Here is a 21,165-nt window from a genome sequence, read left to right on the forward strand (position 1 = left end):
CCGTGCGACGACAGACGCCCTTGATCGTCGCTTGTGCCTGTTCGCTGGCTGTGCATCTGGGCAGCTTGCTCAGCCCTGGCTGGGAACTGCCGGATGCGGATGTTCCCGAGGGCGACGCCCGGCGTATTGAAGCCACTCTGGCTGCAGCCAGCCCTGCGTCCGCAGCTGTCGTGCCTGTTGCCGCCCCTTCCACTACCCGGCGGTCGCAGCCAAAACCAGCCCCTGCAGCCAAACCGGAGCCGGTCCCTGAAGCTTCTTTGCCGGTCGCGGCCGAATCGGTAGTGTCAGAGCTCGGCATCGAAACGCTTGCAGAGGCGACGGGCTCGGCACCTATGGCCGAAGCTGCTCCGGAGGCATCCTCGCCAGCTCCATCCCCACACCTTGTCGCCAAGCCCTTGCCGCGTCAGGGACGTGTGTTTTATCACGGCACAGTCGGTGGTTTGGTTTCCCTTAATGCCATCGGCGAAGCCAGCTGGGAGCATGATGGGGCGCGTTTCCAGAGCCGTCTGACCGCAGGGATGGGCGCCTCAGACGGGATGTTCGACTATCGTTCCACCGGTCGCCTCGCCGCAGGCCAGTTGATCAGTGAAACCACCAGTGACCGGCGCATGAAGAAACAGTCCACCGGACTGATCGATCAGGTGGGCGGCAAAGTGACCATGCAGCGTGGCGGAGATACCCGCGAGCGTACGATCAAGGGCCTTGCGGTGGCGATGTCGGCATTGCCGCAATTTCTGATGACGCTAGATGAGTCGCTTGAGAAAGCCGCCCTGTTCGTAGTAGGAGACTTCTGGGTCGAGGATTCGGTCTTGATTGCCCGCGGGGTGGAGCAACTATCCCTGCCCTCCGGCAAGGTCGAAACCCGGCATTACGAGTCCCGGGCGAACAACGGCACTCAGGTCAATGTCTGGCTCGCGCCGGGCTGGCGCAGTGCGCCAGTGCGGATCCGCATCCGCTCGGCTGACGGCTATGTGCTTGATCTCAAGGCGGTTGAGGTCGAGATAGAGGGGCAGGTCCAGCTCAAGGCCCCTGAGACACCCAGCGATTTCTGATTAGGCGACGGCTGCTTCGGGTGTGCAGCCATACAGCACGGCAAAGAAGTGGCAGATGGTGCCTGCCAGCACGAAGAGGTGCCAAACGAAATGGCCGTAGCGCAGCTTGCCATCGAGTGCGTAGAACACCACCCCGCCGGTATAGGCCAGCCCGCCCGCAATCAGCCACACCGTGCCGGCCGCGGATAGATTCTGGAATAGCGGCACCGCCGCAACGATCACCAGCCAGCCCATCAGCAGGTAAAGGCCCATGGAGATCCACTCCTTGGTCATCCGTTCGCTGAGTTTCAGATACAGCCCCAGGGCCGCCAGCGCCCAGATCACGCTGAACAGGGTCCATCCCCAGGGGCCGGCCAGCACGCTGAAGGTGAAAGGAGTGTAGGTGCCTGCGATCAGCAGGTAGATGGACGCATGATCCAGCTTGCGCAGGATCTGCTTGATGCGTCCCGGCCGAACCATGTGGTAGAGCGTGGAGCTGGCAAACATCAACACCAGGGTGCTGGCATAGATGCTGGCCGCTGCAATATTCATGGCGCTGCCGTGCCGGGCGGTGAGGATCACGAGTATCGGGAAGGCGCTCAATGCTGCCAGCAGGCCAAGACTGTGGCTGGCCCAGTTGGCAAATTCTTCGCCCCGGCTCTGGGGTCTCATATGTTCCATCAAGGGTTCTCTCTGCTGCCGTACTAAAGCGTATGCGTGACCAACTTTAACCCGGAAATGATAGTTTGGACGGGCAATTTTCCTCGCGCCGGCTGCGCAAGTGGCTAGGATTAATTGTGTGAATGCTGCGGAACGAATGACGAGCCCGGCAGTCCCTCTAAATACGTCATCACCCACTCAGGAGAGCAACATGTCCGAAAACACCAGTTCCACCCTGCTCGATGAATCCCAGGAAATCCTGCATAAGACCGAAAAGCTGATCGCTGATGCCGCCCACGCCACAGGCAAGGAAGCTGAGGCCCTGCAGGCGCGCATCATTGCCGGCCTGCGTGATGCCAAGGAACGCTTGGGGGTGGCTGAACAGATCGCCCTGGACAAAGCCAAGGCTGCCGCTCAGGCCACTGATGCCTATGTGCATGACAATCCCTGGAAGGCCATTGGTATCGGAGCCGCAGTCGGCGTAGTGGTCGGTATGTTGATCGCCCGCCGCTGATGTTGCCGCGCTTCCTCGAGCGCCTGCGCCAGCAGGCCGACAATCTCGCCGGCCTGCTGGGCAATCGCGTTGCCCTGTTCGGGATCGAGCTGCAGGAGGAGAGCGAGCGTCTGCTCGGCCACCTGGCGCTGCTGCTAGGGGCTGCAATCTGCACCTTGTTTTGTCTGCTGAGTGCGGTTGTAGCGGGGCTCGTGTTGGCAGCCCGGTACGGCGTGCTGCTTGAAGTGTGTGCAACGCTGGCAGTTCTGTTTCTGCTATTGGCCTTGGGCTTGGCTTGGTATTTGCGGCGACGCTTGGCTGACGCTCCAGAGCCCTTCGAGGCGACTCGGCAGGAGTTCGAGCGTGACCGATTGGCGCTTAACGGTGCCCGGGAGACTGCGCAATGAACCAGCGACAAAGCATGCGCAAGCTACGCAAGGAAATGCTATTGCTGCAGTCGGCCCAGTATCGGGCTGCGATGCGTCATCGCTTGGGCGATGCCACCGCTCGTTCCCTGCGCGAGGAACTCACGCGAACGGCCTGGCTTGATGGGGCAGGGGCCTTGCTCGGATCAATTTTGCCCGCGCGTTGGGGACGCTGGTTGAATCTGGCGCTGGGTGTGGTACGCATCGCCAAAACAGTTGTCGACCGCAGCGAAAAGCAGGGGCCTGTAGTTTGAGCGCTCCTCGTTTGTTGTCTAGCCGCTGCTAAGGTTCGGATTCCTGACCCCGAAGGCTTGCTCCTGAGGTTCAAACACAAAAGAGAAACGCCGCATTGCGCGGCGTTTCGTTTCGGTGGATCCACCACCGTCGCCGGGTTTGTCCCGGTTAGGTCTACCTGATGCTCAACGCTGTTACTGTTGCGATAAGGGTTCCCTTTTGTTGCGCAGGGTGTGCCTGCAATCTCTTTGTAATGCCTGCCTGCCCATATTTCAAGGAAGAATTTTCCTGATCGGGTTTAGGGGCATTTCAGCCGTGATGTCAGCTGGCGCGTCCAAGTACCGAGGCGGTGGCGATCAGGTCATCGAGCAAGGCCATGGAGGCTGCACCACTGACGCAGAACGGGTCCAGCTCTGCCTTTTCAGCATACTTGAGCATGAAGGAGGGATTGATCTTGGCGAGATTGACTTGGCCCATGGTCCAGCTGGCAAAGCGACGTTCACGGATCTCCTCGAAGGAAAGCAGGCGTACGTTGCGATGGCGTTCGTCGCGCACGATCAGGTTGTAGAGCTCACAGACGGCATCACGCCCGCCTTCGAGCACCTGCATGAAGATGTCACCGCTGTAGCAAAGAATGCCGGTAATGCCTTGCTCGGGGTTGTGGGCGCGTGATTGAGCGAGGATGCCCTCGATCATTTCGGGAGAGAGCGGCTGGGCTGCACGGCTGGCGTAAAGCAATCGAACGAGCATGGCAGGCTCCGTCAGTTCTTGAGGTTGATGAGTGAGAGGAATTCGCGGCGCAGCGAGGCATCCTTGAGAAAGACGCCGCGCATCACGCTGTTAATCATTTTTGTGTCACTGTCCTTCACGCCGCGCCAGTGCATGCAGAAGTGGTCGGCTTCCATCACCACGGAGAGGCCGTCCGGGCTGACCTTGTCCATCAGCAGGTTGGCGACCTGGGTGATGGCTTCTTCCTGGATCTGCGGGCGGCTCATGATCCACTCGGCGAGCCGGGCGTATTTCGACAGGCCGATCAGGTTCGAGTGCTCGTTGGGCATGATGCCGATCCACAGTCGGCCCATGATCGGGCAGAAGTGGTGCGAGCAGGCGCTGCGTACGGTTATCGGGCCGACGATCATCAGTTCGTTGAGGTGCTCGGCATTAGGAAATTCGGTGACCGGCGGCGCCGGGACGTAGCGGCCTCGAAACACCTCGGTCAGGTACATTTTGGCCACGCGGCGTGCGGTGTCCTGGGTGTTGTGGTCGCTACGGGTGTCGATCACCAGGCTTTCGAGCACGGTCTTCATTTTTTCTTCGACCTCGTCGAGCAGCGCGTCCAGCTCGCCGGGCTCGATGAACGCCGAAATATTGTCATTGGCATGAAAGCGCTGCTGCGCCTGCTGGATGCGGCTGCGGATCTTCTCCGAAACCGGAACGTAGCGATGAGTGGTGGAGTCGGGGGGCGTGTCAGACATGTTGTTGTTTCCTGTTTCAGGACTTCGTCAGCTTAGCGCATCACCGTGATGGCGGAAACCACGAGGTGGCAGCGCCATGTGATTCATGCTGCGATATAAGGTTCAAGATTCTTGCGCGCTGAGGGTGGTTCAGCAGATGCGCGGCAGTGGGTCTTCGGCGAGTTCGTCCAGATAGCGTTGTCCGCCGAGCGGGGTGCGCAGGATAACGCGTCTATCCACGGTGAGATGACCAATACGGGTGGCCGACTGGCCTTCAGGCAGGGCCTGCCAGCGCGCCAGTACTTCATTGGCTGACTCCACTGCAACGATGGCCACGATGCGCCCTTCGCAGGCCAGTTGCAGCGGGTTGAAGCCGAGCAGTTGGCAAACGCCGCTGACCTCCGGGCGCAGGGGAATGACGGCCTCGTTCAGCTCGCAGCCGCAGCCGCTGGCCTGCAGGATCTCGTGCAGCACACTGGCGAGACCGCCGCGCGTGGGGTCGCGCATGAAGCGCAGGCCCGGCAAGTCGCGCACTGCGTGCGCCAACTCCAGTACGCAACTGGCATCGGATTGCAATCCGCTGGAGAGACCAAAAGCTTCGCGTGCCATCAGCACGCTGGCGCCGTGATCGCCCAACGGGCCGCTGACCAGCACCGCATCGCCCGGCTGTACGCTGCGGATATCCAGCGCGCAACCGGCGTCGCGCCAACCCAGCCCGGTACTGGCGATCACCAGACCGCTGCCCTGGCCGCGCGGCACCACCTTGGTGTCGCCACCGATGATCGGCACACCCGCTGCGCGCGCTGCTGCACCGGCGGATTCGAGCAGGCGGCGTAGCGTATCGAGGGCGAAGCCTTCTTCGATGATCAGGTTGAGGGTCAGTGCCGCCGGCTCGGCACCGGAGACCGCCAGATCATTGAGCGTGCCGTGCACCGCAAGGCTGCCGATGTTGCCGCCGGGGAACTCCAGCGGCTGCACGGTGAAGCTGTCGCTGGCCATGAGTGGAATGCGCTTGTCCGACGCCAGCGGGCTGGCGTCGGTGAAGGCTTCACGGCAGCCTAGCGCCGGGAACACCAGGGTTTCGAGCAGCTCGCGCATCAGACGGCCGCCGTTGCCGTGGGCGAGCTGGATATGGGTGGCTTTCATGCGCAATCTTTCGCAAGGATTTCCATGAGCTGGCCGAGGGCCAGGCCGGCATCGTTGGGCGGCTGGCGCTGCGGCAGGAGGAGAGGGCGCGCGCCGAGATGATGCTGCAGGCGCTCGGCCAGCAGGCTGTTCTGGAACACGCCGCCGCAGCCGCCGATGGCGGTTTCGCCGGGCAAGGCAAGTAGAAAGATGAGTTCAGCGGCCGCGCGAGCCAGGGCGTCGTGCAGTGCCCAGGCCCTCGCGGCAACGGGGATCTGCAGATCGCTCAGGCCGGCAAGCCAGGGCTGCCAGTCGAGCAGCCAGAGGCCTGCTTCGGCTTGCCAGTGGATCGGCCAGTGCGGCCCTTCGCTGACGGATTCCGCCAGCGCCTGCAGACGCATCGGCGCTTCACCCTCGAAACTGGCCTGGGTACATACGCCGAGGATGGCGGCGGCGGCGTCGAAGAAGCGGCCGATGGCAGACGTGGGCGGGCTGTTCACGCCGCCTTGCCAGGCGCGTTGCAGAAGTTCGAGTTGTGGATGCCAGGGCGGGCAGGTCAGGCCTGCCTCCCATAACAGGCCAGCCGCGCTGCGCCAGCACTCGCGGCTGGCGGCCTCGCCGCCGGGCAAACGGAAGGGGCGCAGGCTGGCTATGCGTAGCCAGTGTCCCGGTGCGCCAAGCAAGGCTTCGCCACCCCATAGCTGGCCGTCAGGCCCGAGGCCTACTCCATCCCAAGTGAATGTCAGCCAGTGTTTGATCTGTGGATATTCGGCGGCGAGGGCGCTGGCGTGAGCGTGGTGATGCCAGGTCTCGTGCAGTGGCAAAGCACTGGCCAAAGCATGCTGGCGGCCACGGTAGTGCGGATGGGCATCAAGCGCGATGCGTTCTGCTTGCACTTTGTATAAGCGGCTGAAGTCCGCGACCACGCGCGTCAGCCAGGCCATGCTTTCGGGATGGTCAAGGTCGCCGATATGGGGTGAGATCACGGCGCGGTCTTCCCAGCCCAGCGCAATGCAGACCTTCTGCTCGCCGCCCAGTGCCAGCGTAGGCCGTGCCAGTCGTCCCGGCAGCTGCCATTCCTGAGGCGCTTCGCCCCGCCCGAGGCGGATCGGCATCGGCGTAGCCGCGCATAGCCACACGCTGTCTTCTGCCGGGCGCAGGATCGGGCGGTCGTGATGCAGGAAGCCGTCGGCAATCCGGCCTAAGCGGGCTTCGGCTTCGGCCGGATCGAGGCAGATCGGCTCGCCTGAGAGATTGCCGGAGGTGGCGATCAGTGGCGCGCCGAAGTCCGCCGCCAGCAAGGCTTGCAGGGGCGAGTGGGGCAGCATCGCACCGATGCGCCGCATGCCCGGTGCGATGTCTTCCGCCAGCCCATTGTGGGCGCGAGCTTCAATCAGCACGATGGGGCGCTGCGGGCTGTGCAGCAGGGCAAGTTCACTAGGGCTGGGGGCGAGGTATTTGTGCAGCATGGCGTTGCCATCTTCCCCGCACTCGTCAAAGAGCAGCGCAAAGGGGCGAGCCGGACGTTGCTTGCGTGTGCGCAGGCGGGCGACGGTGGCTGCATTGCGCGCATCGCACATCAGGTGATAGCCACCAACGCCGCGCACCGCAATGATCTGCTCCTCGCGCAGGGCGCTGAGTGCGACTTGCAAGGCTGCTTCGCCGGTTTCATCGCGCCAGCGCAGTTGCGGGCCGCAGGCCGGGCAGGCCAGCGGCTCGGCATGAAAGCGCCGCTCGGCCGGGTTCTCATACTCCGCGCGGCAGGCCGGGCACAGCGGAAAATTAGTCATGCTGGTGCGCTCGCGGTCGTAGGGGAGTTCGGCGATCAAGGTGTAGCGCGGGCCGCACTGGGTGCAGTTGATGAAGGGGTAGCGGAAGCGGCGGTTGGCCGGATCAAACAACTCGCGGCGGCAGTCGGCACACAGGTGAGTGTCCGCTGGCAGATGAATGTCGGGAGCATCTTCCGTGTGGCTGGCGAGAATGACGAAATCACGGCGACTCTGAGCGATGGCTTGCCGGATGCTGTGCAGAATCTGCGGCTTGGCCAGTGGCGGCGCTTCCTTGATCAGGCGCTGACTGAAGCTATCGAGAGTGTCAGCCAGGCCCTCGGTTTCGATCTGCACTTGGCCGGAGCGGTTCTGCACCCAGCCACCCAGGCTCAATTCATGTGCGAGGCGGTGCACGAAGGGGCGAAAGCCGACACCTTGCACGATGCCGCCGAGGGTCAGATGGAGTCGCTGCAAGCTCATGCGGTGGCAACGCGTTCGCCGGCCCGCCACCAGATGTGGCAGGCCCCTTCGTCGGAGACCATGCAGGGGCCGATCGGTGACTCCGGTGTGCAGGCGCGGCCATACAGCCGGCATTCGCTGGGACGTTTGTGAGCCAGCAGCACGGCGGCACAATCACAACCGGCGGGCATCTGGCCGCTACGTTTGTGGCCGCTGATGGCGACCGGGAACTGCAGCGAGGCGTCACGCGCGGCGTGCAGGGATGTCAGACGGTAGCCCGAAGCCGGGATGCTGCCGATGCCGCGCCAGGGGGCATCGACTATGTCGAAGGCTTTGGCGAGCAGGGCTTGCGCCTGCGGGTTGCCGTCGGCTTTTACGACGGCAGGATAGGCGTTGTCCAGCGCGGCCTCATGTCGCAGCGCGTGACGCAGAACCGCGTGCAGTCCGGTGAGCAGGGTGTCGGCCGCAAAGCCGGCAACGGCCACTGGCAGAGCGTATTTCTCGGCGACGAAGCGCCATTCGTTCGCCCCCATGATGGCGGCGACATGGCCCGGCGCGATCATCGCTTCAAAGCTGCTACCCGCTTGCAACAGAAATTCCACGGCCGGCCAGGTGCGGCGACCGGCCAGCTGCAGGAACAGGTTGGCAGGCAGATCTGCCTCGGCCAGCATCGCAGCGACCGGGGCCAGGGTGGTCTCGAAGCCGGCGACGAAGAAAACCAGCGGGCGCGGTGCGAGGCTGCGCGCGAGGGCGATGACCTCGAGCGGCGAGGCGATCGGGCGGATGTCCGCGCCCTGTGCGCGAGCGGCAGCGAGGGAGTTGGCTTCACCCTTATTCAGATTGACCGGCACGCGCAGCATGTCACCAAAGGCGACGAGGGTGAGCGGGTGCAGCAAGGCCATCTGGATCGCCTGATGAATGGCTTCCTCGGGGCAGACGCAGACCGGGCAGCCGGGCCCCGGGATCAGTTGCACCCAGTCCGGCAGCAGGCTGCGCAGGCCCAGTTCGGTAATGCTGCGCTCATGCCCGCCACACACATTGAGCACCCGGATCGGGCGGAGCGGGGCGGGCAGGGCCTGGATGCGGGCCAGCGTGTCGCGGGCGTTCATGCCGGTTTCCAAACATGCGCCAGACGGCCCGCAGTGTGTTCGCGGAGGATCCAGTCCTGCAGCGGCACGAGACTGTCGGGCTGCAGGCTTGATAGGGTTAGGCAGGGGGCTGAACTGGCGAGCTGACGCAGGCAGGCTTCACTGCGCGTGGGGTCGAACTGGGGCAGATGCGGCAACAGATCGGCCTTGGTGATCAGCATCAGATCGGCCTTGTGGAACAGACCCGGGTATTTGGCGGGCTTGTCGTCACCCTCACAGACCGAGAGCAGGGCGATGCGTTTCGCTTCCCCCAGATCGAAGCTTGCCGGGCAGACCAGATTGCCGACGTTTTCGATGAAGAGGATATCGATGGTGTTCAGATCGAGCTGCGGCAGTGCTGCTCGGATCATCGCTGCATCCAGATGACAGGCCTGCCCGGTTGTGATCTGGAAGGTCGGGGCGCCGGTGCGGGCGATGCGGCGGGCATCGTTGTCGGTTTCCAGATCGCCGACCAGTACTGCACAGCGCAGTGGCAGGCGCGGGATCAGGGCTTCGAGCAAAGCCGTCTTGCCGCTGCCGGGGCTGGACATCAGATTGAGCACCAGTACGCCATGGCGGCGGAAATCTGCCCGGTTCTGCGCTGCAATCGCTTCGTTGGCACCAAACAATGATTCGCGCACCGCGATCACGGTTTCATGCGAGGGAGCCTCCGCTGGCAAGCGCTGTTTGCGTGCCGCAGGTGAGTAAGGCAGGCCGCAGCCGCATTCATTGCACATGTGCATCCTCGCGCAGGATCAGACCGGTCAATAACACGCCATCCCCGGCTATCAGTTGTACCGCCGGGCTGCCACAGGCCGGACAGCACAGGGCATTGGGCGCGACTTCGGCCTCCTGGCCACAGCGCGTACAGCGCACGCGTGCAGGCTGAAAGGTGATTTCGAGCTTGGCGCCAGCCGCCGACGTATCGGGGCTGGCATGAGGAAAGAGGTGGGTCAGCAGATCCGGCTCGCAACCCGAGAGGGCGCCGACGCTGACCTGCAGTGCGCGCAATTGGCGACCGGGGTGATTGGCCAGCTCGCGCTCGGCGCTGGTAATCAGGGCGCGGCACAGCGCAAGTTCATGCATCGCGACCCGCCTCCATGGCCTGCCACAAAGTGTGTGATTCCTCAGCCAGGGTGGCATCCACGCGCTCGATGGCATAGCCGACATGCACCATCACATAGTCGCCTGGGTGTGGCCAGGGCTGGGGCAGCAGGCTCAGGGCAATTTCACGACGCACGCCCAGCGCTTCGGCGAAGGCACGCTCGCCGTGGAGACTGACGATCTTCATGGGTACGCCGAGGCACATCCCTGTCTCCCTGAGGGTCTGTTGACATACATTCGTCGGTCGCGCTCGCGGCGCTTTGGGCGCGGAACAAGGCGCAGCGCCGAAGTCAGGGTGGCCCCCTGACTAGAAGCTGCAACGCAGAGCCGCGTTCAAAGCGCCCGAACCCTGGGGGTTGAAGCGTATGGCTCGTGGCACTGCGTTGCGCTCCTTGTGTGGAGGCCCACTCCACACTGTGTTGCGCGCCTTGTCCCACAAGCCATACGTTTCAACGCGATTCGCCGAATGTATGTCAACAGACCCTAAAGCCCTTCAGTCCGGATGGGCATATCCGGCGAAGCAATTATGAACAGGCATTTACGATCAAATCAGAGGCCTTCCCGATAGGGCTTGCCGCATCTGCCGGGGCTGCCGATAAAGAGGAATGCAAGCGCTTTCGGGAGCATGACCATGAGTGACATGCGTTACCTGCACCGTGCCGATCTGCCTACGTTGTTCAGTGCGATCCGGGAGGCAGGCTACCGGCTGATCGGCCCGCGCGAGGAGACCGGTCAGGGCGGCCTTGTGTATCGCGAGATCGATGGCGTGGAGGACCTGCCGCAGGGCGTTCGCGACAGCCAGGCCCCCGGCCATTACCGGCTGGTGAAAACCGGTTCAGCACGCTGCTTTGCCTGGGCCAACACGGCCTCCGCCATCAAGCCCTATCTCTATGCGCCGCGCGAAAAGCTCTGGCGCGCGGTGCGCAAGGATGGCCGGGTGCATTTCGAAGCTGTCGAGCGCGAGGCCGCCAAGACCGCCATCCTCGGCGTGCGGGCCTGCGATCTGGCAGCACTTGAACTGCAGGACGCCCACTTCCTGCAAGGCGCCTATGTGGATCCTTATTACAAGGCGCGGCGCGAGCGTCTGCTGCTGGTAGCCGTCAATTGCACCCATGCGGCCGACACCTGTTTCTGCGCCTCCACCGGCGATGGCCCGGCGGCGCGCGAGGGTTATGACCTGCTGCTCGACGAACTGGAAGAGGGCTATTTGCTGCGCGTGGGTAGCGAGCGCGGCGCCATGATTGCGGCCGATCTGCCGTTGCAGCCAGCCAGCGCGGCGCAGCAGGCCGAGGCGAGCGCGCAGAGCGAAGCCTGCGCGCGGCAGCAGCAGCGCGCCCTGCCATCGCAGCAACGCCTCCAGCAACTGGACGCGCTGCTGGAAGATGCCCGCTGGACGCGCATCGCCGAGCGTTGCCTGTCCTGTGGTAACTGCACGGCGGTCTGCCCGACCTGTTTCTGCCACCGCGAATTCGAAGTGCCGGCGCTCGACGGCAAGAGCACCGAGCACTGGCGCGATGCGGACTCCTGTTTCAACGAGGATCACAGTTACATCGTCGGCGAAGTGGTGCGCCATGGCTCCCGCGAGCGCTACCGCCAGTGGATGACGCACAAGCTCTTCAACTGGGTGCCTCAGTACGGCCGCATCGGCTGCACCGGCTGCGGGCGCTGCACCACCTGGTGTCCGGCTAGCATTGATTTCGTGCTGGAGGCCAATGTGCTGCTCGGGCTTGCTGCGGCTCCCGAGGTGGAACTGCCGCATGTGGATGGATCGGAGGCTGCAGAGTGAAACCCGCGAATCCTTATCTCCCCTGGGAAGCCGAGATCGTCGACCGCATCCAGGAAACGCCCGACATCTTCACCTGGCGGCTGCGCTTCACCGATCGCGAAGTGGCACGCCAGTACGGCTTCAAGCACGGCCAGTTCAATATGCTCTACCTGTACGGCGTGGGCGAAGTGGCGATCTCGGTCATGTCCAATGAAGGCGAAGAGCTGCTGCACACGATCCGCGCTGTTGGCCGCGTGACCCGCGCGATGATGGAGCTGAAGGTTGGTGACCACATCGGCGTGCGTGGCCCCTTCGGCAGCGCCTGGCCGCTGGATGTGGCGCGCGGCAAGGACATCGTCTTCGTCACCGCCGGCCTCGGCTGCGCACCGGTTACCTCGTCCATCAAGCACGTGGTGGCCAACCGGGCGGACTATGGCCGGCTGGTGATCATGCAGTCCGTGCGCCATCGCAACGAGGGCCTGTGGGAGCCGCAGTACGACGAATGGCGCAGCCTGCCCGATACGCAAGTGCTGCTCACGGCCTCGCGTGACAAGACGCGCTGGCCGCACTGGCATCTCGGCCGCGTCAGCGTGCTGCTCGATGAAGCTCAGTATGACAAGCAGAACTGCGTGGTGATGATGTGCGGACCGGACCAGATGATGGCCGACACCTCGCGCACCCTGGTCGATCTCGGCGTGCCGGGCGAGAGCATCCATGTTTCGCTGGAGCGCAACATGCAGTGCGCCGTGGGGCATTGTGGCCATTGTCAGCTCGGCCAGCACTTCGTCTGCAAGGACGGGCCGATCTTCACCTGGCCGCAGGTCGCCGAACTCATGCGCGTGAAGGGGTACTGAGATGAGCGCCAAACCGCGTGTTGCGATCCACAAGTTCGCCTCCTGCTCCGGTTGCCAGCTGGCCTTCGTGAACATGGGGGCCGAGCTGATCGAGCTGACCAAGCTGGTGGATATCGCCCACATGGCCGAGGTGGGCCATGTGCTGTCCGAAGATGAAGACATGGACATCGCCTTCGTCGAAGGCTCGATCACCACGCCGCATGATGTGGAGCGCCTCAAAAAGATCCGCGAGCACAGCCGCTTCCTCATCACCATGGGCGCCTGCGCGACCTCGGGCGGCATCCAGGCCCTGCGCAACAATGCCGACACGGCCGAGTGGATGCGCTCGGTGTATGCCAAGCCCGAGTTCATCCACTCGCTCTCATCCTCCGGCGCCATCGCCAACTATGTGAAGGTGGATTTCGAGCTGTGGGGCTGCCCGGTCAGCGTGCGCCAGATGCTGGCCGCGGTGCGTGCCTTCCTGTTCGGCGTCACGCCGCCGAATCTGCGCGAGAAGGTCTGCCAGGAGTGCAAGCGGCGCGGCAACAACTGCATCCTCGTCACCCAGGGCGCGGCCTGCATGGGGCCGGTGACGCGCACCGGCTGCGGCGCGCTGTGCCCGAGCTTCGGCGCGCCGTGCTACACCTGCTACGGCCCGGCCGAGAACATCAACGTGGGCAGCTTCGGCCGACGTCTGATGGGGCTGGGTCTGTCGCAGGAGCAGGTGCTGCGCAAGTTTGCCTCGATCAACAATGCCGCGCCGGCCTTCAGCGATGCCGCGAAACTGTTCTGCAGCGAACCCTGGATGGAGGAATGAGCATGAGCACACTCAATCCGAAGCGCGACATCGACATCCAGGTCCCGCTGCTGACACGCGTGGAAGGCGAAGGCTCGCTCGAATTCACCGCGCGCGATGGCCGCATCGAGCAGCTGCAGTTGCGCATCTTCGAGCCGCCGCGCCTGTTCGAGAAATTCCTTGAGGGGCAGGACTACACCGAAGTGCCGCACATCGCCGCGCGCGTCTGCGGCGTCTGCCCGATTGCCTACCAGATGACCTCCATCCGCGCGATGGAGCATATCTTCGGCGTGCTTGAAGACCCGTGGGTGCATGCCATGCGCCGGGTGATCTACTACGGCGAATGGCTGCAGAGCCACGCGCTGCACATCAACCTGTTTGCCGCGCCGGATTTCCTCGGCTATGCCGATGCCTTGCAGATGGCCACGCGCTACCCCGAAGAGGTCAAGCGCGGCATGCTGCTGCAGGGGCTGGGCAATGACATGCTGCGCCTGCTCGGCGGCCGCTCGGTGCACCCCATCGGCCTGCGCGTAGGGGGCTTCCACCGTGCCCCGCCCAAGCACGAAGTGGCCGATCTGGTCGACAAGCTGCTCGCCGCGCGCGATGCCGTGCGCGAATTCGCCGCCTGGGCGGTGAGCCTGCCGCGCCCGGTGGATGAGCAGGACTTTGTCAGCGTCGCGATCCGCCATCCGCAGGAATACGGCATCAACGAAGGCCAGCTGGTGTCGGACAAGGGGCTGGACATCCCCTTCGATCGCTACCCGACGCACTTCCGCGAGCATCAGGTGGAACACTCCACCGCTCACTATTCGATGATGGATGGCGGCAGCTACTTCCTCGGCCCGCTGGCCCGCGTGAATCTGAATTTCGACCGCCTGCCGCAGGAGGTGCAAAACCTCGCCCACGATCTGGGTCTCTCCTTCCCCTCGCGCAACATGTTCATGAACGTCGCCGCGCGCGCGCTGGAATGCCACCTCGCCATCGTCGAAACGCTGGACATCCTCCAGCACTACAAGCTGCCGACCCGCCCCTGGCAGGACTACACGCCGCGCCCCGGCATCGGCCATCACTGCACCGAAGCCCCGCGCGGCATGATCTACCACCGCTTCGAGATCGACCGCGACGGTCGCGTCAAAACCGCCAGCATGATCCCGCCCACCTCGCAGAACCAGGCGCGGCTGGAGCAGAACCTGCATTCGGCGGTCGAACACTTCGGCCTCGATCACACGGACGAAGCGCTGCGCGAACTGTGCGAAAAAGTGATCCGCAACTACGACCCCTGCCTCTCGTGCTCCACCCACTTCCTCAAGCTCAAGGTCAATCGCGAGTGATGATCGGGAATGGGGAGTCGGGAGTCGAGAGCAGGAGCGGCCTCCGGCCGCGAGTTGTTTTGTGGGTCTCGTGCCCACGGCGCTGAACACGCGCGCAAAGAATTCGAATGACTGAAACCCTCATCGCCGGCATCGGCTCTCCGCACGGCGCGGACCGCCTCGGCTGGGCCGTGATCGAGGCCTTGCGTCATGAAGACCTGCCCGGGCCGGTAAAGCTCGTCGCCTGCAGCCTGCCCGCCGAGCTCACCCCGCTGCTGCTCGAAGCCCCGCGCGCCATCGTGATCGACGCGCTGCTCGGCGACGGCCCCGCCGGCACGCTGCATCAACTCAGCATGGCCGATCTGCCACAGGTCGAACTGCGCCTCTCTTCTCACGGCCTCGGTCTGGTCGATGCCGTGCGCCTGGCCTGCGTGCTGGGCATGCCGGCCGAGCGCCTGACGGTATTGGCTCTTGATGTCGCACGCCCAGAGGCTGAGCTGCAGGAGGCGTGGGTGACGAGGCTTTGCGAACGGGTCAGCTTGCTGCTGCAGCGGGCGGCCTGAGTTCTGCGATGAAGCTTGGCAGGACGGCGCTGATCTCTTCAAGCACACTACTCCAGTCGTCTGGGACAGTCTGACGGAACAATCGCATGGCCGGATACCAGGGGCTGTCCGCACGCTCCAGCAGCCAGCGCCAGTCCGGCTTGGCCGGCAGCATCAGCCAGGTTGGACAGCCAAGGCTTGCCGCGAGATGGGCAACCGAGCTGTCCACCGTAATGACCAGATCCAGCTCGCTGATCAATGCCGCGGTCTCCTCGAAATCTGTCAGCTCTGTGCGCAGATCGCTGAGGCCACTGATGGCAAAGGCCTGAAGGTCAGACTCGCGAATCTCTGGCTGTAGACATAGCCAGTTGGCGGGATGCTCCAGCAAGGTTTGCAGCTTGGCCAGTGCAATGCTGCGCTTGTGATCGTTGCTGTGGCGCGGGTTGCCGGAGAAAACCAGACCGATCCGGGGATGCTGGGAAGCGGCTATTTTGCCGAGCATGTCCCGCCAGTACTGGCGCCGGCTAAGGTCTGCGGTGAGAGGTGCGGGTGGAGGCAGGTTTTCAAGTGTGCTGCCGAGCAGACCAGGCAGGTCCAGCAGAGGTACGCAATAATCGGCCGTGGGTCTTGCCTCGTCACGCAGCACAATTTCTGCTACCCCTTCTGCCCGCGCCAGAAGGCTCGCCAGTGGTGGCCAGGTTTCCAGTACGACGCGTGCGCCGAGCGCCTCAAGCTGGCGGGCATAGCGGCAGAACTGCAGGCAATCTCCCAGGCCTTGCTCGCTCAGGAGCAGGATGCTTCGTCCGGCAAGTGAGGTCTGCCCATCCCAGCGCGGAGCGGGCAGGGGGCGGTCATTGAGGCGCGCCTCTGGTGCCTGCCAGCGCCATTGATAGAGCGGCCAGCCCCTTTCAAGATCTCCTTGTAACAGATGGCACAGGCCTTCGTTGAGGTGGGCCATCACATGCTGCGGTTCAACCTGGCGGGCGCGTTGATAGCTGGCGATGGCTTCCTCAAAGCGCCCCAGGGTTTCGCAAGCCGCACCGCGATTGTTGAGTGCTTCGGCATGTTCAGGTTGCAGCAGGAGGAGCGCATCGTAGGCGGCGAGGGCTTCCTCGCAACGGCCGCTGGCACGCAGGCAGTTGGCCCGGTTGAACAGGGCTTCTGCATACCTTGGTCTCAAGGCCAGCGCAGCATCGAGTGCATGCAGGGCGTCATCAAAACGGCGCAGATCGAAGAGCACGTTGGCCCGGTCGTTCAGCGCCTCCGGATATTCTGCGCGCTGCTCGAGCACGCGATCGAGGCTGGTCAGTGCCTCGTCAAACCTGTTCAGGCGGCGCAGAGCATTGGCCTGCGCTATCCGGGCGCGCAGAAGGTCCGGTTTGAGTTTCAAGGCCTGATGAGCCGCGGCGAGGGATTCGGCGTGGCGCTCGAGACCACGCAGCGCATCGGCGCGGCTGGTATGGGCGTCGGCATTGTCAGGCTGGAGTGTCAGCAGGCGATCGAAACAGTCGAGGGCTTCCTCGAAACGGTGCAGCAGATTGAGCACGCCGGCCAGATTGTTGAGTGCCGCTACATCATGTGCTTGCTGTTGCAGGGCTTGGGTGATCAGTGGTGCAGCCAGGGCTGGTTCCCCGCGCTGTGCGTGCAAGACCCCCAGCATGTGGAGTGCATCGAAATGCTTGGGGGCCAGTTTTAGGGCCTGTTGATAGAGTGGCTCGGCTGCGTTCAGATCACCGGCACGATGACGCTGCAATGCCTGGGCAAACCAGGGAGCTGCGAGCGCATCTTGTTTAGAGGGGTGGGGGGCTGCCACGGCGGGCTTCCTGGATTTGATCGGCTTCATGCCTGTGGCCTCAGGGATGGGCTGGAATCGAAAATTCTAGGCCTTCGCCACCGTGGTGAGAGACGCCCCGGAAGAACGGCAGGCCCCCGCCCGCGGGCGGGGGCCTGCTTGCTGCGATAAAGCTCAGTAAGACGTCACGTTGCTGCTGGAAACCACGCAGTTGCTGGTGTTCCACTTTTCGCCAATAGCGGTCGGCTCTCCACTGGTGGTGCCTTTGTAGGTGTAGCAAACCTTGGGGCTACCGGACTTGTAGCCTTTGATCTGCAGGTTGGTGATCGTTGCCTTGTCGCCGTAGTTGGTATTGATCCCTACGACGGCAGCATTCACGGTGTTGAGCTTGACGCTATCAATCACGACATAGCGAGCCGAGCCATTGGTGGAGCAGTTGCCACAGGAGCGATACAGCTTGCCGATGTTCTCTCCGTAGAAGCCACCGTAGATCTGCACTGTTGAGCCCAGACCGTTGTGCTGGAATACCTTGTCGCTGGCGTTGTAGGCCGAACCACCTTTCACATACATGGTGGTGCCGGCGCCGCCTTTCATGGTGGCTGCGTCTTCACAGACGTCGGCCCACTTCACGTTTTCAAGCTTGCAGCTACCCAGGCAATGAATGCCGTCGGCGGCTGCGCCAGCCTTCAGGACCACGTTCTTGATGGTGGCGCCGGCCGCCAGAACGAATACCGGTTGCTGGCTTTCGGACTGACCATCGCAAGAGGTGCCGACGGTGGCTCCGGAGTAATCGACTGTTCCGGAAATGGTGGTCGTGGCTGATGCGCTCAAGGTTGATACGGCGAGCACAAGACCGAGGATGAGTTTGCTGTACATGTTGTTTGTCTCCAGGCATGAACTTCATTATTAGGACTATTGCCTGGCGCCTTCTGCTGCAAGATCCGGGGCGCATCTGGTCAATAGCTGAAGGGCACTCTGGTTCAGGCCAAAAGCCCTGTCAAGGATGCTTAAGGCATCAGGCACGGCCTGAATTGATCTCGGTAACATGCTGCTCAGCAAGATAAGTTAAGTTTGCGCTGAACTTGTTTTGATACCGGAAACATTTTTCGGTTTTGAAACTACATGCAGACACGCTGCGCGGCGTTTGAATGTGCACGGTGCTAAACCACAGAAAACCTCGGCATGGGGCCAACAAGGGGCATTTGATCCGGCCATTCACCAATCCGTGGCGGCTAGGGAGCGTGCTACATCCTGTTGCGGCAGGTGTTTATGTTGTGGTGCAGCAAACAATGCCTTTGGAATTAATTGAATGTTGCCTTGAGTAAGGGAAAGTCCCTAGATTAAAAACGGGTGAGGTGTCGCGTACGCATCTGACGGCAAAAAAAGAAAAGGCCCGCCGAGGGCGGGCCTGCTGAGTGCGAGGCGCGGATGAGACGCCTGCATTCAAGATGGATCAGTAAGAGGTTACGTCGGTTTTGCTGACGTTACAGGCAGTGGTGTTCCACTTTTCGCCCAGGCTGGTCGGCTCGGAGCCCTTCTGAACGCCCTTGTATTCGACGCATACCTTCGGGCTGCCGGATTTGTAGCCCTTGATCTGCAGCGTGCGAATGGTAGCCACGTCACCGAAGTTGCTGTTCACGCCCACCACCGAAGCCGACACGTTGGCCAGCTTGGTGCTGCTGATGCTGACCTTGCGCGGGCCTCCGTTAGAAGAGCAGTTGCCGCAGGAGCGATAGAGCTTGCCGATGGTGTCGGCAGCAAAGCCGCTGATCTTGATGGTGGAGCCGATGCCGTTGTGCTGGAAAACCTTGTCCGACGCCTTGTAAGCCGAGCCACCGACCACATTCATGGTTTTGCCGGAACCGCCTTTCATGGTGGCTGCGTCTTCGCAGACATCGGCCCATTTCACGCCCTGGATGGTGCAGGAGCCGAGGCAGTGCACGCCGTCAGCCGCAGCCCCGGCCTTGAGGACTACGTTTTTCAGCACTGCGCCATCCTTCAGCACGAAGACCGGTTGCTGGCTTTCAGACTGACCGTCGCAGGAGGTGCCAACCGTTGCGCCACCATAGTCCTTGGTGCCTGAAATGGTTGTAGTGGCCGACGCTGTCAGCGCCGAGATGGTGAGCACGAGGCCCAACAGAAGCTTGCTATACATGTGAATGTCTCCAGATCTTTTGAGTTTGGGCTGCCTTCGGTGAGTCGGGTGATGTGCCCGACTGCCGCCTGCAGCTTCCTTGTGTTACCCGTCACTTCTTTGCCACAGAAGGCGAATAGAGAATTGCGGGCAGACGAAATCTGGTATGCGAATGGGCTGGCGTCAAGGAATGGAGTTGTTTGACCGCACGCCAGTTGTTTGTCAATTGCGGATTGCAGTGGCTATGCAGATGTCTTCAAAGTGCCGCTTTTCGGGGCGCTCAAGATTGTTCAATGGAAGAATTTTGTAATGGCTGGGCGCTGTGGAGGGCAGGGTGAGACCGCGACCATTCCGACGAACGGCGGTTGTTTCAGGGCTTGAGTCTCACCCGGCATGAATGCTGGCGGTTTTTACTCTGCTCGTTGGGAGGGCGCAAGCTCGCAGCCGGCATCGGTGCACACCACGCCATAGACGAACACCCAGTCCGCATAGCGTTTCTTGCCCTTGAAATGGAAGAATTCGTCCGGGAAGTTATCCACCCGGATGGGGGTTTCCGGGGAGCGACTGTGTACGCCAAGGATGCCCTGGCCATCGAGAGTGCGGATCAAAACCCAGTCATTCTTGCCAGTGAGAGGGTCTGCATAAAGGCGGCGGATATGGCGTTTGACTTGTGGGAAGCGTGGGTCGCGCAGAAGGTCTTCCAGGCGCGCAGGCGCTGCTGCTGTGGCTCCTGGAGGGGCCGCTTCGAAGTAACTGCGGATGGCACGCTTGTATTGCAGGCCGACGAACATCAATTCGTCTTCCACCTGGCGGCGCTGGGAAATGGCTCCGAGCTGGATGGCACTGCCCGCAGCCAGCCCGATGACGGCGATCACCAGCAGCAGGCCGATATAGGTGAAGCCGGCAAGCCGGGCCGAGGTCTGGGGGCGGCGCTTTACCATTGGCGGTAGAGCACACCATTCAGACCCATGCCCTCCGCCTTGCTGTAGACGTCGAATACGTCGACGCCTTCCTGCGGATCACTAGCCTCGCTGGTATAGGCTCTCAGACCCCAGGTTGCGCCGTTGGGCAGGCTGGGGTCGGCGCTGAAAGGGTCGCGCGGGATGCGGCGCAGGAAGAAAATCTTCTGGCCTCTCGCATTGCGCTGGTCCGGCGCTCCAATGACGAGATCATCCAGGCTCTTGGGGTATCCGCTGCTGTCGATGGCGCGCTGGATGATGCCCTGGTCCGCGGCGAGTTTGTAGGCGTCAAGTGCAGTGCGGATCTCGCGCAAAGCCAGGCGCAGCTCCTGCTCCTTGCTGCGCTGAAGTGCCACCTGGGCAAGCGGCACCGCGATGCTGGCCAGCATGCCGAGAATGGCCAGCGAGATCAGCATTTCGATCAGGCTGAAGCCAAGACGATGAGTCGGATGGGATGATCGGGCAGAGGTCTGCATGGCTGGCAAATCTATTACTTTCGACAAAGAGGTTACACCTTTACATGCAGCCGTATCACTCGGGCGAACCCCTTGTTGCCAAATAGTCGACGGGCGGCAGGCAAAGGGGTGTATTCCTTGTGCGCTGCCGATTGGAAGTCGCGCCGCTTTGTGGCAGTCTAGCGCCGGTGGAGACAGCCGCCGGTACAGGCCGCAGACAATACAGAACATCGACAGGATGCAGAACATGAAGCAGAAGCACGCAAAGCGCGCCGCGCACACTATGCGCACCCTTGGTTTTACCCTGCTGGAATTGCTGGTCGTAATGGCCATCATTGGCTTGCTGGCCGCCTACGTGGGGCCGAAGTATTTCTCGCAGCTGGGGAAGTCTGAACAGAACGTGGCCAAGGCCCAGATTGAAGCTTTCGGCAAGGCTCTGGATACCTTCCGTCTGGATGCCGGTCGTTACCCGACCACGGCTGAAGGGCTCAATGCCCTGCTCACCAAGCCGGTGGATGTGCGGACCTGGAATGGTCCGTATCTGGCCAAGGCGATTCCGCTGGATCCTTGGGGCAAGACTTATATCTACAAGATTCCGGGCACTCGCGGTCGCGACTTCGACATCATTTCCTATGGTAGCGATGGTCAGCCCGGCGGCACGGACGTCGCTGCCGATATCCTGAACTGATCCGCGCTTT

24 protein-coding genes are annotated in these 21,165 nt (G+C 62.6%); 10 read left to right on the forward strand and 14 right to left on the reverse strand.

The features are described from left to right. Positions 1-2: 2 nt before the first annotated feature. On the forward strand, positions 3-1,052 hold the full coding sequence (locus HJ583_RS19195; RefSeq protein WP_170023009.1) for a DUF3108 domain-containing protein: 1,050 nt from the start codon (positions 3-5) through the stop codon (positions 1,050-1,052). Here the strand turns inward: HJ583_RS19195 and trhA are convergent, their stop codons facing one another. Then, complete coding sequence (gene trhA / locus HJ583_RS16810) at positions 1,053-1,712, reverse strand: PAQR family membrane homeostasis protein TrhA (protein WP_170023010.1); 660 nt, start codon at positions 1,710-1,712, stop codon at positions 1,053-1,055. A 190-nt stretch (positions 1,713-1,902) separates the two neighbouring features. On the opposite strand from trhA, the gene HJ583_RS16815 reads away from it, so the two are divergent. From HJ583_RS16815 to HJ583_RS16825, 3 genes are read left to right on the forward strand one after another with little or no spacing between them, the layout of a single operon-like run. Then, positions 1,903-2,205, forward strand: a complete 303-nt coding sequence (locus tag HJ583_RS16815; RefSeq protein ID WP_101943992.1) for a DUF883 family protein — start codon at positions 1,903-1,905, stop codon at positions 2,203-2,205. Further along, the gene (locus tag HJ583_RS16820; RefSeq protein WP_170023011.1) at positions 2,205-2,591 is read left to right on the forward strand and encodes a phage holin family protein; all 387 of its coding nucleotides are present in this window, start codon (positions 2,205-2,207) and stop codon (positions 2,589-2,591) included. The genes HJ583_RS16815 and HJ583_RS16820 overlap by 1 nt, the downstream gene beginning before the upstream one ends. Then, positions 2,588-2,863: a hypothetical protein gene (locus HJ583_RS16825; protein ID WP_101943988.1), complete on the forward strand. Its 276-nt coding sequence runs from the start codon at positions 2,588-2,590 to the stop codon at positions 2,861-2,863. Before HJ583_RS16820 ends, HJ583_RS16825 begins: the two co-directional genes overlap by 4 nt. Before the next feature lie 301 nt (positions 2,864-3,164). On the opposite strand, the gene HJ583_RS16830 is transcribed toward HJ583_RS16825, so the two are convergent. The 8 genes from HJ583_RS16830 to HJ583_RS16865 form a co-directional block, all read right to left on the reverse strand. Then, a complete protein-coding gene (locus HJ583_RS16830) occupies positions 3,165-3,593 on the reverse strand; it encodes a BLUF domain-containing protein (RefSeq protein ID WP_101943986.1) in 429 nt (142 codons plus the stop codon). Positions 3,594-3,604: 11 nt separating this feature from the next. Next, the gene (folE, locus tag HJ583_RS16835; RefSeq protein WP_170023012.1) at positions 3,605-4,318 is read right to left on the reverse strand and encodes a GTP cyclohydrolase I; all 714 of its coding nucleotides are present in this window, start codon (positions 4,316-4,318) and stop codon (positions 3,605-3,607) included. 129 nt (positions 4,319-4,447) lie between these two features. Beyond that, positions 4,448-5,443 carry a hydrogenase expression/formation protein HypE gene (gene hypE, locus HJ583_RS16840; RefSeq protein WP_170023013.1) on the reverse strand — a complete coding sequence of 332 codons (996 nt, stop codon included), beginning with the start codon at positions 5,441-5,443 and terminating at the stop codon, positions 4,448-4,450. Beyond that, positions 5,440-7,671 carry a carbamoyltransferase HypF gene (gene hypF / locus HJ583_RS16845; protein ID WP_170023014.1) on the reverse strand — a complete coding sequence of 744 codons (2,232 nt, stop codon included), beginning with the start codon at positions 7,669-7,671 and terminating at the stop codon, positions 5,440-5,442. Before hypF ends, hypE begins: the two co-directional genes overlap by 4 nt. Beyond that, positions 7,668-8,759, reverse strand: a complete 1,092-nt coding sequence (hypD, locus tag HJ583_RS16850) for a hydrogenase formation protein HypD (protein WP_170023015.1) — start codon at positions 8,757-8,759, stop codon at positions 7,668-7,670. The genes hypF and hypD overlap by 4 nt, the downstream gene beginning before the upstream one ends. Continuing rightward, complete coding sequence (gene hypB, locus HJ583_RS16855; RefSeq protein ID WP_170023016.1) at positions 8,756-9,514, reverse strand: hydrogenase nickel incorporation protein HypB; 759 nt, start codon at positions 9,512-9,514, stop codon at positions 8,756-8,758. Before hypB ends, hypD begins: the two co-directional genes overlap by 4 nt. Next, positions 9,504-9,863, reverse strand: coding sequence for a hydrogenase maturation nickel metallochaperone HypA/HybF (locus HJ583_RS16860; RefSeq protein ID WP_170023017.1), 360 nt, complete (start codon positions 9,861-9,863; stop codon positions 9,504-9,506). The genes hypB and HJ583_RS16860 overlap by 11 nt, the downstream gene beginning before the upstream one ends. Continuing rightward, positions 9,856-10,086, reverse strand: coding sequence for a HypC/HybG/HupF family hydrogenase formation chaperone (locus HJ583_RS16865; RefSeq protein ID WP_170023018.1), 231 nt, complete (start codon positions 10,084-10,086; stop codon positions 9,856-9,858). Before HJ583_RS16865 ends, HJ583_RS16860 begins: the two co-directional genes overlap by 8 nt. A 426-nt stretch (positions 10,087-10,512) precedes the next feature. On the opposite strand from HJ583_RS16865, the gene HJ583_RS16870 reads away from it, so the two are divergent. From HJ583_RS16870 to HJ583_RS16890, 5 genes are all read left to right on the forward strand, one after another. Beyond that, positions 10,513-11,667 carry a 4Fe-4S dicluster domain-containing protein gene (locus HJ583_RS16870; protein ID WP_170023019.1) on the forward strand — a complete coding sequence of 385 codons (1,155 nt, stop codon included), beginning with the start codon at positions 10,513-10,515 and terminating at the stop codon, positions 11,665-11,667. Further along, positions 11,664-12,500, forward strand: a complete 837-nt coding sequence (locus HJ583_RS16875) for an FAD/NAD(P)-binding protein (protein WP_170023020.1) — start codon at positions 11,664-11,666, stop codon at positions 12,498-12,500. Before HJ583_RS16870 ends, HJ583_RS16875 begins: the two co-directional genes overlap by 4 nt. Position 12,501: 1 nt before the next feature. Beyond that, complete coding sequence (locus HJ583_RS16880; RefSeq protein WP_170023021.1) at positions 12,502-13,296, forward strand: NADH-quinone oxidoreductase subunit B family protein; 795 nt, start codon at positions 12,502-12,504, stop codon at positions 13,294-13,296. A 2-nt stretch (positions 13,297-13,298) separates the two neighbouring features. Beyond that, positions 13,299-14,606, forward strand: coding sequence for a Ni/Fe hydrogenase subunit alpha (locus tag HJ583_RS16885; protein WP_170023022.1), 1,308 nt, complete (start codon positions 13,299-13,301; stop codon positions 14,604-14,606). 107 nt (positions 14,607-14,713) lie between these two features. Beyond that, on the forward strand, positions 14,714-15,148 hold the full coding sequence (locus HJ583_RS16890; protein WP_170023023.1) for a hydrogenase maturation protease: 435 nt from the start codon (positions 14,714-14,716) through the stop codon (positions 15,146-15,148). Here the strand turns inward: HJ583_RS16890 and HJ583_RS16895 are convergent. The 5 genes from HJ583_RS16895 to HJ583_RS16915 all read right to left on the reverse strand — a co-directional run bounded on the left by HJ583_RS16895 (position 15,120) and on the right by HJ583_RS16915 (position 20,488). Beyond that, positions 15,120-16,940 carry a tetratricopeptide repeat protein gene (locus HJ583_RS16895; RefSeq protein ID WP_170023024.1) on the reverse strand — a complete coding sequence of 607 codons (1,821 nt, stop codon included), beginning with the start codon at positions 16,938-16,940 and terminating at the stop codon, positions 15,120-15,122. The two genes, HJ583_RS16890 and HJ583_RS16895, sit on opposite strands and share 29 nt — an antisense overlap. 153 nt (positions 16,941-17,093) lie before the next feature. Next, complete coding sequence (locus HJ583_RS16900) at positions 17,094-17,795, reverse strand: pectate lyase (protein WP_101943954.1); 702 nt, start codon at positions 17,793-17,795, stop codon at positions 17,094-17,096. Positions 17,796-18,372: 577 nt separating this feature from the next. Beyond that, positions 18,373-19,074: a pectate lyase gene (locus tag HJ583_RS16905; RefSeq protein ID WP_170023025.1), complete on the reverse strand. Its 702-nt coding sequence runs from the start codon at positions 19,072-19,074 to the stop codon at positions 18,373-18,375. Between the two features lie 389 nt (positions 19,075-19,463). Continuing rightward, complete coding sequence (locus tag HJ583_RS16910) at positions 19,464-19,994, reverse strand: type II secretion system protein (RefSeq protein WP_101943950.1); 531 nt, start codon at positions 19,992-19,994, stop codon at positions 19,464-19,466. Then, on the reverse strand, positions 19,988-20,488 hold the full coding sequence (locus HJ583_RS16915; protein WP_170023026.1) for a type II secretion system protein: 501 nt from the start codon (positions 20,486-20,488) through the stop codon (positions 19,988-19,990). Before HJ583_RS16915 ends, HJ583_RS16910 begins: the two co-directional genes overlap by 7 nt. Positions 20,489-20,714: 226 nt before the next feature. Here HJ583_RS16915 and gspG point away from each other — a divergent pair, with 226 nt between their 5' ends. Continuing rightward, positions 20,715-21,155, forward strand: a complete 441-nt coding sequence (gspG, locus tag HJ583_RS16920) for a type II secretion system major pseudopilin GspG (protein ID WP_170023027.1) — start codon at positions 20,715-20,717, stop codon at positions 21,153-21,155. Positions 21,156-21,165 lie beyond the last annotated feature (10 nt).

This window comes from Uliginosibacterium aquaticum, assembly GCF_012972705.2.
Classification (GTDB): domain Bacteria; phylum Pseudomonadota; class Gammaproteobacteria; order Burkholderiales; family Rhodocyclaceae; genus Uliginosibacterium; species Uliginosibacterium aquaticum.